General features: G+C 65.8%; 15 protein-coding genes. 1 reads left to right on the forward strand and 14 read right to left on the reverse strand.

Translation table 11 applies throughout. The annotated features are described in order from the left end of the window. Positions 1 to 42 precede the first annotated feature (42 nt). From HW090_RS16545 to minC, 9 genes are all read right to left on the reverse strand, one after another. Entirely contained in the window at positions 43 to 345 is a 303-nt protein-coding gene (locus tag HW090_RS16545) for a hypothetical protein (RefSeq protein ID WP_179114557.1), read from the reverse strand. A gap of 17 nt (positions 346 to 362) precedes the next feature. Continuing rightward, positions 363 to 722, reverse strand: coding sequence for a DUF1801 domain-containing protein (locus tag HW090_RS16550; protein WP_179114558.1), 360 nt, complete (start codon positions 720 to 722; stop codon positions 363 to 365). Then, positions 712 to 1,194, reverse strand: coding sequence for a GNAT family N-acetyltransferase (locus HW090_RS16555; RefSeq protein ID WP_179114559.1), 483 nt, complete (start codon positions 1,192 to 1,194; stop codon positions 712 to 714). The genes HW090_RS16550 and HW090_RS16555 overlap by 11 nt, the downstream gene beginning before the upstream one ends. Next, positions 1,187 to 1,513, reverse strand: a complete 327-nt coding sequence (locus HW090_RS16560) for a DUF5629 family protein (protein WP_179114560.1) — start codon at positions 1,511 to 1,513, stop codon at positions 1,187 to 1,189. Before HW090_RS16560 ends, HW090_RS16555 begins: the two co-directional genes overlap by 8 nt. Then, positions 1,510 to 5,220 carry a methionine synthase gene (metH, locus tag HW090_RS16565; protein WP_179114561.1) on the reverse strand — a complete coding sequence of 1,237 codons (3,711 nt, stop codon included), beginning with the start codon at positions 5,218 to 5,220 and terminating at the stop codon, positions 1,510 to 1,512. Before metH ends, HW090_RS16560 begins: the two co-directional genes overlap by 4 nt. Before the next feature lie 119 nt (positions 5,221 to 5,339). Beyond that, complete coding sequence (locus HW090_RS16570) at positions 5,340 to 5,975, reverse strand: RluA family pseudouridine synthase (protein ID WP_179114562.1); 636 nt, start codon at positions 5,973 to 5,975, stop codon at positions 5,340 to 5,342. Positions 5,976 to 6,065: 90 nt separating this feature from the next. Beyond that, entirely contained in the window at positions 6,066 to 6,320 is a 255-nt protein-coding gene (minE, locus tag HW090_RS16575; protein WP_179114563.1) for a cell division topological specificity factor MinE, read from the reverse strand. After that, the gene (gene minD, locus HW090_RS16580; protein ID WP_179114564.1) at positions 6,317 to 7,132 is read right to left on the reverse strand and encodes a septum site-determining protein MinD; all 816 of its coding nucleotides are present in this window, start codon (positions 7,130 to 7,132) and stop codon (positions 6,317 to 6,319) included. Before minD ends, minE begins: the two co-directional genes overlap by 4 nt. Positions 7,133 to 7,212: 80 nt before the next feature. Next, positions 7,213 to 7,947, reverse strand: a complete 735-nt coding sequence (gene minC / locus HW090_RS16585; protein WP_179114565.1) for a septum site-determining protein MinC — start codon at positions 7,945 to 7,947, stop codon at positions 7,213 to 7,215. Between the two features lie 142 nt (positions 7,948 to 8,089). On the opposite strand from minC, the gene HW090_RS16590 reads away from it, so the two are divergent. Further along, the gene (locus tag HW090_RS16590; protein WP_179114566.1) at positions 8,090 to 8,326 is read left to right on the forward strand and encodes a glutaredoxin family protein; all 237 of its coding nucleotides are present in this window, start codon (positions 8,090 to 8,092) and stop codon (positions 8,324 to 8,326) included. Between the two features lie 71 nt (positions 8,327 to 8,397). Here the strand turns inward: HW090_RS16590 and uca are convergent, their stop codons facing one another. From uca to HW090_RS16615, 5 genes are all read right to left on the reverse strand, one after another. Beyond that, positions 8,398 to 12,045, reverse strand: a complete 3,648-nt coding sequence (gene uca, locus HW090_RS16595; protein WP_179114567.1) for an urea carboxylase — start codon at positions 12,043 to 12,045, stop codon at positions 8,398 to 8,400. A 225-nt stretch (positions 12,046 to 12,270) separates the two neighbouring features. Further along, positions 12,271 to 12,906 carry an urea amidolyase associated protein UAAP2 gene (locus HW090_RS16600; RefSeq protein WP_179114568.1) on the reverse strand — a complete coding sequence of 212 codons (636 nt, stop codon included), beginning with the start codon at positions 12,904 to 12,906 and terminating at the stop codon, positions 12,271 to 12,273. Positions 12,907 to 13,042: 136 nt separating this feature from the next. Next, the gene (locus HW090_RS16605) at positions 13,043 to 13,774 is read right to left on the reverse strand and encodes an urea amidolyase associated protein UAAP1 (RefSeq protein ID WP_179114569.1); all 732 of its coding nucleotides are present in this window, start codon (positions 13,772 to 13,774) and stop codon (positions 13,043 to 13,045) included. After that, positions 13,771 to 14,577, reverse strand: coding sequence for an ABC transporter ATP-binding protein (locus HW090_RS16610; protein ID WP_179114570.1), 807 nt, complete (start codon positions 14,575 to 14,577; stop codon positions 13,771 to 13,773). Before HW090_RS16610 ends, HW090_RS16605 begins: the two co-directional genes overlap by 4 nt. After that, positions 14,574 to 15,389: an ABC transporter permease gene (locus tag HW090_RS16615; protein WP_179114571.1), complete on the reverse strand. Its 816-nt coding sequence runs from the start codon at positions 15,387 to 15,389 to the stop codon at positions 14,574 to 14,576. The genes HW090_RS16610 and HW090_RS16615 overlap by 4 nt, the downstream gene beginning before the upstream one ends. Positions 15,390 to 15,458 lie beyond the last annotated feature (69 nt).

Below are 15,458 nucleotides of genomic sequence, written 5' to 3' on the forward strand. Positions count from 1 at the left end.
TGATCGGGCCGCTACACGGTCTTGTGCCGCTGTCGCAGCTTCTCAGAGCCTGCCGCCAATGGCGATATGCACCTGGGTGACCCAGTAGAGCGCCGGCAGCAGCCAGACGAACACTACGCCCAGCGTGGCCAGTACCCGCAGCAGGCTGCGCAGTGGTTCCGGCTGGCGGGGAAAGGCCGGCCAGACCGCCCAGGCGAAGGCCGCCGCGAGGGCCGGCAGCATTAAATAGCCCGCACTGCCGGCAATGCCGTAGGGCTGCCCGGACAGGACATAGGCAACGTCCGCCAGTATCCAGAAGGCCAGGGAGATGAGTGCCACAAGGATAAGTCGCCAGCGTATTTTCATTGTCGCTCCTGTGAGGGTCATGGGGCTGCGCAGTGCCGGAACGCCTGTTCCAGGTAAGCGCCAACGGGTTTGTCACGCATGTCTTGCAGTGACGACAGCTTGATATGGCGACGTAGCTTGCCCTGGCCTTCCAGCAGGCCGTGTTCGTCCTGTAGCGCCGCGCCCGCGCTGAACTCGATGGACAGGTGGCGCGCATAGGAAAAAATGCCGCAGAAGGGCTTGTCCACGGAAAACAGCAGGCCGCCGTACTTCACTTCCTCGCGGATGGTGGGAGAGAGCGCCAGGATCCTCTGCCGAAGTGCCTGGGCCATCTGGAAGCGTTCCTCGTCGAGCAGACGGATGTCTTCCAGCAGCGTCTCGATGCGTTCATCGGTCATTGGTGTTCCCGCCTGACAGGGATTTTTCCATTGGCTGGTAGACCAGCCCGGAGACTTCGGCGACATCGCCGGAGCACTCGAAACCATAGCGCCGGTAGGCCTCGACCGAGCTGAGCGAGGCGCTGACGGTCAGTACCTCGGTACGCACCTGCGGGAGGATTGCGTCGAGCAGGCGGCCACCGATGCCTTGCCGTTGGTGTCCGGGCGCGACGAACAGCATGGCCAGGTGCCGTCCTTCCTTCAGTTCGACAAGGCCTTGCAACGTGCCGTCTTCCTCATGGACGAGGATCAGGTTGTGGCCCTGCATACGTTCGGCGAAGGCTCCGGGTGCGGCGATATGGGCAAAGGTCTGGACGCCCTGTTCATGCAGCGTCGGGGCGACGGCGTCCATGAACGAGGCCATGCACAGGGCACTGGCGGCGTCGAGGTCGGCGGGGGCGAGTTTGCGGAGGGTGACGATAGCCTTATTCATCCTCGGCGCTGACACCGATGGCCGACAGGCATTTGAGCGAGCTGCCTTCCAGTTGCCAGGTGTCGCTTTCCGGCTGGTACTGCGCCTCCATCAGGGCGTTGTAGCTGAATTCCCAGTGCCGGCGTTCGCGGCCATCCTGGCAGTCGATACGCAGCGCGATGACGTCGCTGGCGAAGGGTTGGCCAGCCTCGGCGGCGGCATCGGCCTGGTCGAGCAGGTCGTCGTCGAGCTGGAAGTCGAAGGCGTGCAGGCCGTCGATCTCCAGCATATCGGCCTGCTCCAGTTGGTCGAGCAGGTAAAGCGAGGCGTTATCGGTCATTCGTCATACCCCAGGTTCGGCGCCAGCCAGCGCTCGGTGACGGCCAGGTCCTGGCCTTTGCGGGCGGTATAGCTTTCCACCTGGTCCTTGTCGACCTTGCCGACGGCGAAGTATTGCGCCTCGGGATGGGCGAAGTACCAGCCGCTGACGGCGGCGGCGGGGAACATGGCGTAGTGCTCGGTGAGGAACACGCCGCTGCGCCCGGCCTGGTTGAAGTCGGCCTCGGGGTCGAGCAGGGCGAACAGGGTCTTCTTCTCGGTGTGGTCCGGGCAAGCCGGGTAGCCGGGAGCCGGGCGGATGCCCTTGTACTGCTCCTTGATCAGCGCCTCGTTGTCCAGGTGCTCGTCGGGCGCATAGCCCCAGTATTCCTTGCGCACGCGTTCGTGCAGCCATTCGGCGCAGGCTTCTGCAAGGCGGTCGGCCAGCGCCTTGACCATGATCGAACTGTAGTCGTCGCCCGCGTCCTGATAGGCCTTGGCCACCTTTTCGGCGCCGATGCCGGCGGTGGTGATAAAGCCGCCAACGTAGTCGGTGGTGCCGCTGGTCTTTGGCGCGACGAAGTCGGCCAGGCTGAAGTTGGGCTTGCCGTCCGGCTTGATGGTCTGCTGGCGCAGGTGGTGCAGGGTGGCCAGCGGCTGGCCGTCCTCACCGTAGACTTCCAGGTCGTCGTCGTTGACCTGGTTGGCGGGCCAGAAGCCGAACAGTGCGCGGGCCGTGATCAGTTTCTCGTCGATCAGCTTGCGCAGCATCGCCTGGGCATCGGCGAACAGCGCGGTGGCGGCTTCGCCGACCACTTCGTCGTCGAGGATGCGCGGGTACTTGCCGGCCAGGTCCCAGGAAATGAAGAACGGCGTCCAGTCGATATAGTCGGCCAGCACGTTCAGGTCGATATCGTCCAGCAGGCGTGTGCCGGCGAAGGTCGGTACGCTGGGTTGGTAGCCGCTCCAGTCGAACGCCGGCTTGTTGGCGATGGCGGCGGCGTAGCCCAGGCGCTCGGTGCGCTGGCTACGGGCGGCGGTGCGCTCGCGCACGGTGACGTATTCGGTGCGGGTGCGGGCGACGAAGTCGCTCTTCATTTCCTTCGACAGCAACTGGGTGGCGACGCCAACGGCACGCGAGGCGTCGGTGACGTAGACCACCGCGTCGTTCTGGTAGCGCGGCTCGATCTTCACCGCGGTGTGCGCCTTGGAGGTGGTGGCACCGCCGATCATCAGCGGCAGCTTGAAGTCCTGGCGTTGCATCTCGCGGGCGACGTGGACCATCTCGTCGAGCGACGGGGTGATCAGCCCGGACAGGCCGATGATGTCGCACTGCTCGTCGCGGGCGACTTGCAGGATCTTCTCCGCCGGCACCATCACGCCGAGGTCGACGATGTCGTAGCCGTTACAGCCCAGCACCACGCCGACGATGTTCTTGCCGATGTCGTGCACATCACCCTTCACGGTGGCCATGAGGATCTTGCCCTTGGCCTCCGGCTTGTCGCCTTTTTCCTCTTCGATGAAGGGGATCAGGTGCGCGACGGCCTGCTTCATCACTCGGGCGGACTTGACCACCTGGGGCAGGAACATCTTGCCCGAGCCGAACAGGTCGCCGACCACGTTCATGCCGCTCATCAGCGGCCCTTCGATGACCTCGATCGGGCGCGCGCACTGCTGGCGGCACTCCTCGGTGTCCTCGACGATATGGCTGGTGATGCCCTTGACCAGCGCATGCTCCAGGCGCTTTTCCACCGGCAGCGAGCGCCACTCCTCGGTTTCCGCTTCCTTGACGGCGCCATCGCCGCGGTACTTCTCCGCGATGGCCAGCAGCGCCTCGGTACCGTCCGGGGTGCGATTGAGGATGACGTCCTCGACCGCGTTGCGCAGTTCCGCCGGAATCTCGTCGTAGATCTCCAGTTGCCCGGCGTTGACGATGCCCATCGCGAGGCCGTTGCGGATGGCGTAGTAGAGGAACACCGAGTGGATTGCTTCGCGCACCGGGTTGTTGCCACGGAAGGAGAACGACACGTTGGACACCCCGCCGCTGGACAGCGCGTAGGGCAGGTGGTCGCGGATATAGGCGCAGGCTTCGATGAAGTCGACCGCGTAGTTGTTGTGTTCCTCGATGCCGGTGGCGACGGCGAAGATATTGGCGTCGAAGATGATGTCTTCCGGCGGGAAGCCGACTTCGTTGACCAGAATGTCGTAGCTGCGCTGGCAGATTTCTTCCTTGCGCGCCTGGGTGTCGGCCTGGCCGGTTTCGTCGAAGGCCATTACCACCACGGCGGCGCCATAGCGCTTGCACAGGTGGGCGTGGTGCTTGAACTGCTCGACGCCTTCCTTCATGGAGATGGAGTTGACGATGCCCTTGCCTTGGATGCACTTGAGGCCGGCTTCGATCACGTCCCATTTGGACGAGTCGATCATGATCGGTACGCGGGAGATGTCCGGCTCGCCGGCGATCAGGTTGAGGAAGCGCACCATCGCCGCCTTGGAGTCGAGCATGCCCTCGTCCATGTTGATGTCGATCACCTGGGCGCCGGCTTCCACCTGCTGCAGGGCGACTTCCAGCGCCTCGGTGTAGTTCTCCTCGCGGATCAGACGGGCGAAACGCGCCGAACCAGTGATGTTGGTGCGCTCGCCGACGTTGACGAACAGCGACTGCCGGTCGATGGTGAACGGCTCCAGGCCGGACAGACGGCAGGCCTTGGGAATCTCCGGAATGACGCGCGGCGGATACTTGGCCACGGCCTGGGCGATGGCCTGGATATGGGCTGGCGTGGTGCCGCAGCAGCCGCCGATGATATTGAGGAAGCCGCTCTGGGCGAATTCCTCGATCACCGCGGCGGTTTCATGGGGCTGCTCGTCGTACTCGCCGAAGGCATTGGGCAGGCCGGCGTTGGGGTGCGCCGAAACGAAGGTGTCGGCCTTGGCCGCGAGTTCCGCCAGGTAGGGGCGCAGGTCGGCGGCGCCGAGGGCGCAGTTGAGGCCGATGGAGATCGGCTTGGCATGCCGCACCGAGTTCCAGAAGGCTTCGGTGGTCTGCCCGGACAGGGTACGCCCGGAGGCGTCGGTGATGGTGCCGGAGATCATGATCGGCAGTTCGATGCCGGTTTCCTCGAACACGCCCTGCACGGCGAAGATCGCCGCCTTGGCGTTCAGGGTGTCGAAGATGGTTTCGATCAGGATCAGGTCGGCGCCGCCTTCGATCAGGCCCTTGGTGGCTTCGCTGTAGTTCTCTACCAGTTCGTCGAAGGTGACGTTGCGGTAGCCGGGGTCGTTGACGTCCGGCGAGATCGAGCACGTGCGGCTGGTCGGGCCGAGTACGCCGGCGACGAAGCGCGGGCGATCCGGGGTTTCCAGGGTCTTGGCGTCGGCCACCTGACGTGCCAGGCGCGCACCCTCGACGTTCAGTTCGTAGACCAGCGCTTCCATGCCGTAGTCGGCCTGGGACACTTGCGTGGCGTTGAAGGTGTTGGTTTCGAGAATGTCCGCACCAGCGTCCAGGTAGGCTTTCTCGATGGCGCCGATGACGTCCGGACGGCTGAGGATCAGCAGGTCGTTGTTGCCCTTGACGTCCTGCGGCCAGTCGGCGAAGCGCTCGCCGCGATAATCCGCCTCTTCCAGCTTGTAGCTCTGGATCATGGTGCCCATGCCGCCATCGAGGATCAGGATGCGCTCGCGCAAGGCTTGCTGGAGCGCCTGGAGGCGGGTGTTGCGATCGTACATGGGACTACCTGAAAGAGCGGGGGAACGAAAAGGGCGCAATGATAGCAAGCTATGCCGCGCCTGGGCCGCCCCGGGCAGGTGTATGAAAATGGCTCATGTTGGCTGGCGGGGCGTCCGGCTCAGAACGGCGCGGGGCTCTCGAAGCGCAGGCGTTCGCCGCTTTGCGGGTGGGTCAGGCTGAGCATGCTGGCGTGCAGGCACAGGCGCTCGTGGGCCTGCAAGGCTTCGTCATGGGCGTAGAGGCGGTCGCCCAGCAGCGGATGGCCGATGGAGAGCATGTGCACGCGCAACTGGTGCGAGCGTCCGGTGATCGGGGTCAGCTCCACGCGGCTGTAATGGCCGTTGCGTTCCAGGACGCGCCAGTAGGTCAGGGCATGCTTGCCCTGCTCATGATCGACCACGTGCCGGGGCTTGGTCGGCGGGTCGTAGCGCAGCGGCAGTTCGATGCGACCGCTGTCCTGTTCGGGCTGCCCCCAGCAGAGTGCGGTGTAGGCCTTCTCGGTTTCCCGGTCATGGAACTGCCGCGACAGTTCGCGGTGGCTGTCGGCGTCGCGGGCCAGCACGATCAGGCCGGAGGTTTCCCAGTCCAGGCGGTGCACGATGCGGGCTTCCGGGTAGCCGTTTTCCTGCAGTCGGGTCACCAGGCAGTCGCGGTTGTCCTCGGCGCGGCCAGGAACGGACAGCAGCAGCGTGGGCTTGTCGATCATCAGCAGGGCGTCGTCCTGGTGGATGATCCGGATCGTGCTCAGGGGCATGGGGTATCGCTTTTCGGGGGTTGCTGAATTGGAGGGGCCAAAACGCGAGCGGCGGCTCGTGGGAGCCGCCGCAGTGTGCCGCAGGGCCGCTTAGCGGTCGGGCAGGGTGATGTTCAGTTCGAGGATCGAACAGCCGCCCTGGTCTTCCAGCGCGACCTGCACCTGGTCCTTGTCGATATTCACGTATTTGCGAATGACTTCGACCAGTTCCTTCTGCAGGGCCGGCAGGTAGTCGGGTTGCGTGCGTTGGCCGCGCTCGTGAGCGACGATGATTTGCAGACGCTCTTTCGCAATGGCGGCAGGGGTTTCTTTCTTGCGCTCACGAAAGAAGTCGAAAAGGTTCATTCGCGACCTCCGAACAGTCGTTGCAGGAAGCCAGGTTTCTTGACGTCCAGGAAGCGGTGCGCCACTTCCTTGCCCAGCAGGCGTTCTACGGCGTCGCTGTAGGCCTGGCCGGCGTCGCTCTGGTCGTCGAGGATGACCGGGATACCCTGGTTGGATGCCTTGAGTACGGCTTGCGACTCGGGAATCACGCCGAGCAGGCGGATGGAGAGGATTTCCTCGACGTCTTCGACGCCGAGCATTTCGCCCTTGGTGACGCGCTCCGGGTTGTAGCGGGTCAGCAGCAGGTGCTCGCGGATGGGTTCCTCGCCGTTTTCGGCGCGGCGCGATTTGCTCGCCAGCAGGCCGAGCATGCGGTCGGAGTCACGTACCGAGGACACCTCGGGGTTGGTGACGACGATGGCTTCGTCGGCGAAGTACATGGCCAGGTGTGCGCCCTTCTCGATACCGGCGGGGGAGTCGCAGATTACGTAGTCGAAGTTCTGGCTCAGCTCTTCGATGACCTTGCCGACGCCTTCCTGGGTCAGCGCGTCCTTGTCGCGGGTCTGGCTGGCGGCCAGCACGTAGAGGTTTTCCAGGCGTTTGTCCTTGATCAGGGCCTGGGTCAGGCTGGCATCGCCGTTGATGACGTTGACGAAGTCATACACCACGCGGCGTTCGCAGCCCATGATCAGGTCGAGGTTGCGCAGGCCGACGTCGAAATCGACGATGACGGTCTTGTGCCCGCGCAGGGCGAGTCCGGTACCGATGGCGGCGCTGGTGGTGGTTTTACCAACGCCACCTTTGCCGGAAGTGACTACGAGGATCTTGGCCAAGGTGATTCACCCCAAAATGTTTAGTGCGGGGCCGGTGTTCCGGGAGCCCGTAGCGGTCTGAAAATTGGCGGAAGTATCCGTTAAAGACGGGTGATGTTCAACAGATCGCCAGCCAGTTCGACCCGTACCGCCTCTGTCCAGAGCGGCTCTCTGCGCAGGTCTTCCGCCACTTTGTAGTGGCCGGCGATGGAAACCAGTTCCGCCGCCAGTTGCTGGCAGAATATCCGCGCATTGGTGTCGCCCTTGACGCCGGCCAGGGCTCGGCCGCGCAAAGGCGCGTACACATGGATGTTTCCATCGGCGAGAAGTTCCGCACCGGGGCTGACGGCGGCCATGACGATCAGGTCGCCGCCCTGGGCGTAGATCTGCTGGCCACTGCGTACCGGCGTGCGCACGATGCGGGTCGGGCGGTAGACCGGTTCGGCGGGTTTGCTTTCCTTCACGGGGGCCTTGCTGGCAAGGTCGACGGGGCGCTCGCGGGCGCCGGAGGGCGGCAGCACCGGCATGTCCAGCGCCTCGGCGGCCTGGATGTGCTCGGCCAGCGCGGCGCGCAGCGCCAGGGTGCGCAGGCCGTGCTGGCGGCACAGTGCGACCAGCGCCGGCAGGTCGACTTGCCGTTCGCCCTCGGGCAGTTTGTCCAGGGCGAGTATCAGCGGCGTGTTGTTGAAGAAGTCGGGCGCCTGCTCGACTTTGGCGGCCAGTTGCCGGTCCAGGGATTCGAGGTCGCTGCGGGCCAGTTCCAGTACGGTGATGGCGAGCATGCTGCCCTTGAGCTGGAAGGCGGGCGTCTGGTCGAGGAGGTCGGCTTGAGTCATGGTCTGGCTACGGCGGTAAATGCGATGGACTTATAGCGATGCCTCGCCTGGCCTGCAAGGGTTTAATCAGCTTGCGAGCGATGGCCGATGCGCTGTCCCGTCGCATAGACTGCGTCCCTTTCCTTCTTGCGAGTGCCCGACGATGCCCGAGTGCCAACTGTTCGGAACCCTGGGATGCCACCTGTGCGAACAGGCCGAGGCCGTGTTGATGCCGCTGGCGGCACAGGGCCTGTCGATCGAGCTGGTGGATATCGCCGAGCGCGAGCAGTGGGTCGAGGCCTATGGGCTGCGCATCCCGGTACTGCGCCGGCTGGACACCGGCGCCGAACTGGGCTGGCCGTTCGACCTGCCGCAGGCGCTGGTTTTCCTTGCTCATTGAGCGGGCACATATGCAACGGATCGAGGCTGGACGAGGTACGGGCCAGGTCCAGCCTTGCGCCGTCGTAGCGGCTACTCCTCCAGTACCACGACGCACTGACCGGCACGCACCGAGCAGCCGGGTTGTGCCCGGACCTCGCGGACCACGCCGTCGATTGGCGCGAGGAGGGGGATTTCCATTTTCATGGATTCGAGGATCACCAGGGGGTCGCCAGCCTTGACCCTGTCGCCGACGTCGACCTGCACCTGCCAGAGATTGCCTGCGATATGGCTGTCGATACCGTGCTGGCCCGCTGCGAGCGGCGCGTCCTCGCCGAGTTCAGCCGCGATCTCCTCGCTGTCGAAGTGGGCCAGGCCGGCGGTGATCCAGCGCTGGCGCTCGGCGTCGAAGGCTGCTCGCTGTTGGTGGCGAAAGGCTTCGATGCCGTCGGCCTCGGCGTCGAGGAACGCCTGGTAGTCGGCCAGGGCCAGTTCGCTGTGTTCGATGCGCAGCGGATAGCGGCCCAGCGGGAAGTCGCGGCGGATGCGCAGCAATTCGCCGGCCGAGACCGGGTAGAAGCGGATCTGGTCGAAGAAGCGCAGCAGCCAGGGTTTGCCGTCGAATGCCTCGACCGCGCGGTAGCGGTTCCACATCTGCAGGGTGCGGCCGACGAACTGGTAGCCCCCCGGGCCTTCCATGCCGTATACGCACATATAAGCGCCGCCGATGCCCACCGAGTTTTCGGCGGTCCAGGTGCGTGCCGGGTTGTACTTGGTGGTGACCAGGCGATGGCGTGGGTCGAGCGGGGTGGCCACGGGGGCGCCGAGGTAGACGTCGCCCAGGCCCATCACCAGGTAGCTGGCGTCGAATACCGTGCGATAGACCTCGTCGAGGTTCTCCAGGTCGTTGATGCGGCGGATGAACTCCAGGTTGCTCGGGCACCAGGGCGCGTCCTTGCGCACCGTGGTCATGTATTTCTCGATGGCCAACTGGCAGGCCGGATCGTCCCAGGACAGTGGCAGGTGCACGATACGCGAGGGCACGCGCAGGTCGCCGGCGGCGCACACGGCGTCCCATTCGCCGGCGACGGTATCGAGCAGTTCCTGCAGTGCCAGGGTCTCTGGCTGGTAGTGCACCTGCAGCGAGCGGATGCCGGGGGTGAGGTCAATCACACCGTCGAGCCGCTTGGCTTCCAGCGCCTGCATCAATGCATGGCCCCGGAAGCGCAGCACCAGGTCCAGTTCGGGCGGGCCGATTTCCAGCAGCAGGTGGGTGTCGCCGGAGAGGCGTGCGACCAGACGGGTATCGCCCTGGCCGATATCCAGAACGATGGGCGAAGTCAGCGCCGAGTCGCTCCCTCTCCCATTTATGGGAGAGGGTTGGGGAGAGGGGCTTTGGGCGTTTGCATCAGCCCTCTCCCCCAGCCCCTCTCCCGCATACGGGAGAGGGGAGAGATACGCGAGCCGGCGTGCGGTGGCGATATCCACCGGCAGGAAGCGCAGTCTGTCGCCGGCCTTGAGTTGGCCGAGTTGCCAGAGGTCGGCTTCGATCACCGTCACCGGGCAGACGAAGCCGCCGAGGCTCGGGCCGTCCGGGCCGAGGATCACCGGCATGTCGCCGGTGAAGTCGACGGCACCGATGGCATAGGGGTTGTCGTGGATGTTCGATGGGTGCAGCCCGGCCTCGCCGCCGCTGTCGCGCATCCATTCGGGCTTCGGCCCGATCAGGCGCACGCCGGTGCGGCTGGAGTTGAAGTGCACCTCCCAGTCGGTGGCGAAGAAGCGTTCGATATACGCCGGGGTGAAGTATTCCGGTGCGCCGTGGGGGCCGTAGATCACGCGGATTTCGCGCACGGCAGGCAGGGGCGCGAGCAGCTCTGGCGGGAGGCTGTCGCCGGCGCTGCGGTCGCTCAGTGCGGGGATATGCAGCACGTCGCCGGCACGCAGGGCACGGCCCGCATGACCGCCGAACTGGCCGAGGGTGAAGGTGCTCTTGCTGCCCAGGTAGTCCGGTACTTGCAGACCGCCACGCAGGCTCAGGTAGCTGCGCGCACCGGCGCCGGCGATGGTGCCGAGGACCAGGGTGCTGCCCGCCGCGATCGACAGCGCGGTGTTCATCGGTTGCGGGTTGCCGTCGAGGCTGATCGGGATCGCCGCACCGGTCACCGCCACCACGGCGTCGGTGTTGAAGCGCAGGCTCGGCCCACTCATGGTGATTTCCAGGCCGGCGGCGCCTTCCGGGTTGCCCAACAGGCGGTTGCCCTGGCGCAGGGCGCGGCTGTCCATCGGCCCCGAAGGCGGTACGCCAACGGCCCAGTAGCCGAGACGGCCGGGGTAGTCCTGCACGCTGGTCTGGGTGCCGCCGCCGAGTACTTCGACGGTGTCGGCGCGATAGACGAGTTGTTCCAGGCAGCGGGTCCAGGGATTGCCGCTGGCGAAGGGCATGTCGGCCAGGATCTGCCGCAGGTAGTCGCGGTTGCATTCCACGCCGTACAGCACGGCGTCGGCCAGTGCCTTGTCCAGTGCCGCGCTGGCCTGTTCGCGGTTGGGCGCCCAGGCGATCAGCTTGGCGATCATCGGGTCGAAGTAGGGCGGGATTTCGCAGCCGGCTTCGACCCAGGTGTCGATGCGCAGCGCCCGGCCATCAGCGGGTGGGAATTGCACGGCGGTGAGCAGGCCTGGGCTGGGCTGGAAGTCGCGGCCCGGATCTTCCGCGTACAGCCGTGCCTGGATCGCGTGGCCGCTGGGGCTCAGGGCTTTGCCCAGTTCGGCCAGGGGCGGCAGTTCGCCGGCCGCCAGTTCGATCATCCAGCGCACTAGGTCGACGCCCCAGACCTGCTCGGTGACACCGTGCTCGACTTGCAGGCGGGTGTTCACTTCGAGGAAGTAGAAGCGCTCGGCCTCGCTGTCATAGACGAACTCCACGGTGCCGGCGCTGCGGTAGCGGACCGCGCTGGCCAATTTGATCGCCGCCGCGCACAGCGCCTCGGCCATGCCGGCCGGCAGGTTGGGCGCCGGGGTTTCTTCCAGCACCTTCTGGTTGCGCCGCTGCACCGAGCAGTCGCGCACGCCGAGGGCGAGGACTTCGCCCTGGCCGTCGCCGAACACCTGCACTTCCAGGTGGCGGGCGCGCTGGATGTATTTCTCGATGAACACGCCACTGTCGCTGAAGTTGTTCTGCCCGAGGCGCTTGACCGCCTCGAAGGCGTCGGACAGTTCCTCGGCGGAGCGGCATACGCGCATGCCAATGCCGCCGCCGCCGGCGGTGCTTTTCAGCATTACCGGGTAGCCGACCTGTTCGCCCGCCAGCAGCGCGGCGTCGAGGTTTTCCAGCAGTTCGGTGCCTTCGAGCATCGGCACGCCGTGCTGTTTGGCCAGGGCGCGTGCGGTGTGTTTGAGGCCGAAGACGCGCAGTTGCTCGGGCGTCGGGCCGACGAAGGCGATGCCGGCTGCTTCGCAGGCTTCGGCGAAGGCGGCGTTTTCCGAGAGAAAGCCATAGCCGGGGTGGATGGCCTTGGCGCCGCTGCTCCGGGCAGCGGCGAGAATCTTGTCCACCATCAGGTAGGTCTGTGCGGCCGGGCCTTCGCCGAGGGAGAAGGCTTCGTCGGCCTGTTGCAGGTGCAGGCTGGCGGCGTCGGCCTCGGAGTAGACGGCGACGCCTTGCACACCGAGTTCGCGCAGGCTGCGCAGGATGCGGCAGGCGATGGCGCCACGGTTGGCGATCAGCAGTTTTTCAAACATTCGAGGTGTCCTCGAAGGAGGCGGGCCGTCCCGCCGGTATTCGGTCTGGGCCACGGTCGTCCGTGGCTGGAATCGATGCCGCTTGTCTCTTTCCCGCTCATGGGGACAGTCAATGGCAGCCCTTCCCCCCTCTCCCGCGGGCTGGAGAGGGGGGAAGGGCTGCATTCAGGCATTGCCCTGAACGGCTCTGGCAGAGCAGGAACAGCCAGCGACGCAGGTGTCGACTCACGCCCATACCAGCACCTCCGCCGGTGTCGGGTTCCAGCCGTTGCAGGGGTTGTTCAACTGAGGGCAGTTGGAGATCAGCACGATGACGTCGGTCTCGGCGCGCAGTTCGACGTATTTGCCGGGGGCGGAGATGCCGTCCTCGAAGGTCAGGCCGCCCTCGGGCGTTACCGGGACGTTCATGAAGAAGTTGATATTGGCGCCGATGTCGCGCTTCTCCAGGCGGCCGTCGTGCAGGCTGGCGCGCAGGAAGTTGTCGCGGCAGCTGTGCATGTAGCGCTTGTCCAGGGCATAGCGCACGGTGTTGCTCTCCTGGGCACAGGCGCCGCCGAGGGTGTCGTGGCGGCCGCAGGTGTCGGCGACGATGGTCAGCAGCGGCTGGCCTAGGTTGGAGTAGAGCACGGTGCCGGTGGTCAGGTAGACGCTGTTCTGCCGGCGCAGGGTGCGCTGCGGGTCGAAGCGTTCGCGCGGGTTGGCGGCGCTGAAGAACAGCGTGTCCACCGCCTGGTTGCCCTCCAGGTCGAGCAGGCGCAGGGTCTGCCCGGCCTTGACCTCGAACAGGTAGGGCTCGCCGGCCGGGATGACGTGGCGGAAGTGGGCGGTGGCGGCGTGTTTTTCGCTGGCGGTGAGATGCATGTCGGGCTCCATTAGGTGGCCGCGGCCACTGTGTCGTGCAGGATGTGCGACCCGCGAATCGCTGGCGATTCGACGGGAGCCATTCGCGGACATGCGCCGCGAATGGCGTCGCATGACGGGTTCAGGGATGAACCCGTCATGCCAGATAAAGCCGTTCGGTGTTCTGGAAGGCGCGGCCGTTCTCCGGGCGCGAGGTGCGGCAGAGCACGCTGATGCCGTCGCTCTCGACCTTGCTCCAGCTCAGCCTGACCGGCTTGGGCGCGTAGTGCGGGTTCGGGTCCATCGGGTGTTGCAGGGCGGTGAGCATCACCAGGGTGTCCATCGGTGCGTAGAGCTCGATGGCGTCGCCGGCCTTGCTGTTGCCCGGCTGGAAGTGGAAGGCGCCGTTGGCGTCGACGTCCACCCGGCTGAACAGGTTGAGGTTCATCAGCAGGTCTTGCAGGTTCAGGTTCCACTTGCCCATTTCCACCAGCAGGTTGTCCATGCCGTTGCGGAAGAAGCCGTTGCGCAGTTCCTGGTAGCGGCCCTGGCCGTATTTTTCGGCGACTTCCTCGGCGTTGAGGACGCCGCCGAAGCTGTCGTGCCAGCCGCAGGTGTCGGCGGTGATGGCGGCCAGTACGCGGCCCATGTCCGAGTACAGGCAGTGGCCGACGGTGAGCTTGGCGGTGTGCTGGCCCTTGAGGGTGTCGGGCAGGTTCAGGCGCTCGCTTTTCTCGGCGGCGTTGAACAGCAGCAGGCTGACGTTGGCGCCGCCTTCGATGTCGCTGATGCGCAGTAACTGGCCGCGCTTGAGGACGAACGAGGTGTGGCCGCCACCAGGCAGGGTTTCTTCGTAGAGGGTCGGACGCAGGGCGAGGGAAGCGGTCATGCTCGGGCTCCTTGGGAATCGGTGCGCAGGCTGTCGGCGAGATGGCTCGGCAACAGCTCGATGGCGGCGCGGCGGCCGCTGTTCAGGGGAATGTCGTAGGTGATGCGGGCACCGAAGGCACCTGGCGCATGGGGGTCGTGGCGAACCTTGTCGAACACCAGCAGGCGGGTGCCGAGGCTGAAGCCTTCGCTGAGGTCGTGGGTGACCATGAACACGGTCAGCCGGGTCTCGTTCCACAGCTCCAGCAGCAGGGCGTGCATGTCCTTGCGGATGCCCGGGTCGAGGGCGCCGAAGGGTTCGTCCAGCAGCAGGATGCGCGGCTTCATGATCAGCGCCTGGGCGATTGCCAGGCGTTGCTGCATGCCACCGGAGAGTTGGCTCGGGTACTTGTCCAGGGCATGGCCGAGGCCGACCCGCACCAGCATCGCCGCCGCCTGTTCGCGGGCCTCGCGCTTGGCCTTGCCGAGCAGTCGCCCGAGCAGTGGCGAGCGTGGCAATTCCAGGCCGATGGCGACGTTGTCCAGTACCGACAGGTGCGGGAACACCGAATAGCGCTGGAACACCACGCCACGGCTGGCGTCGGGTTCGTGTGGCAGCGGCGCGCCGGAGAGCAGGATATGCCCCTTGCTCGGCGTTTCCTGGCCCAGCAGCAGGCGCAGGAAGGTGGATTTGCCACAACCCGAGGCGCCGACCAGGGTGCAGAACTCGCCTTCGGCGATGTCCAGGTTGAGGCGTTCCAGCACCACCTGGTCGCCGTATTGCTGCCAGATATTGCGCACGCGAATGAAGGGAAGCGCACTCATGCCTTGGCTCCTTCGTACCAGGGAAAGGCCAGCCGCGTCAGTTGCCGCAGGCCGAGGTCCATCAGCCAGGCGAGCAGGGTGATCCACAGCACGTAGGGCAGGATCACGTCCATCGCCATGTAGCGCCGCACGAGGAAGATGCGGTAGCCCAGGCCGTCGGTGCTGGCGATGGCTTCGGCGGCGATCAGGAACAGCCAGGCGGCGCCGAGTACCAGGCGCAGGGCGATCAGCAGGCGCGGCAGCAATTGCGGCAGCACCACGCGCAGGATCAGCGTCCAGGTGCTGGCGCCGAGGGTCTGCGCCTTGATCAGCAGTTCGCGGGGGATTTCCCGGGCGCGCTGCTCGATGTCGCGGGCGAGGATCGGTGTGATGCCGATGACGATCAGCATCACCTTGGACAGCTCGCCGAGGCCGAAGACGATGAACAGGATCGGCAGGATCGCCAGCGGCGGCACCATCGACAGCACCGCCAGCAGCGGCGACAGCGATGCGCCGAACAGCGGCAGGGTGCCGGCCGCCAGGCCCAGGCTGAGGCCGCACAATGCGGCGATGCCGATGCCCAGGCCGAGCCGCTTGAGGCTGGAGGCGCTGTCCTGCCAGAACAGGTAGTCGCCGCTGCGGCGGTCCTCGGTGAAGGCCAGGCGCTCCATGGCCGAGGCCATCTGGCTGGCGTTGGGCAGCAGCTTGTCGTTGGGGTTCTCCGCCAGGCGGCTGGCCGAGCCACTGAAGTAGGCGAACAGCAGCAGGGCGAAGGGCAGCAGGACCAGGCTCAGGCGTGTGCTGCGCGTGGGTGTGCGGTTGATCAGGCGCATGACTTACCTCATGGCTGGCGTAGGGTGCGCTGTGCGCACCATGAACGGAGAGCAGTACGCCCTCCGCAG

Origin of the sequence: Pseudomonas sp. ABC1, from assembly GCF_013395055.1 — a bacterium.
GTDB lineage: Bacteria > Pseudomonadota > Gammaproteobacteria > Pseudomonadales > Pseudomonadaceae > Stutzerimonas.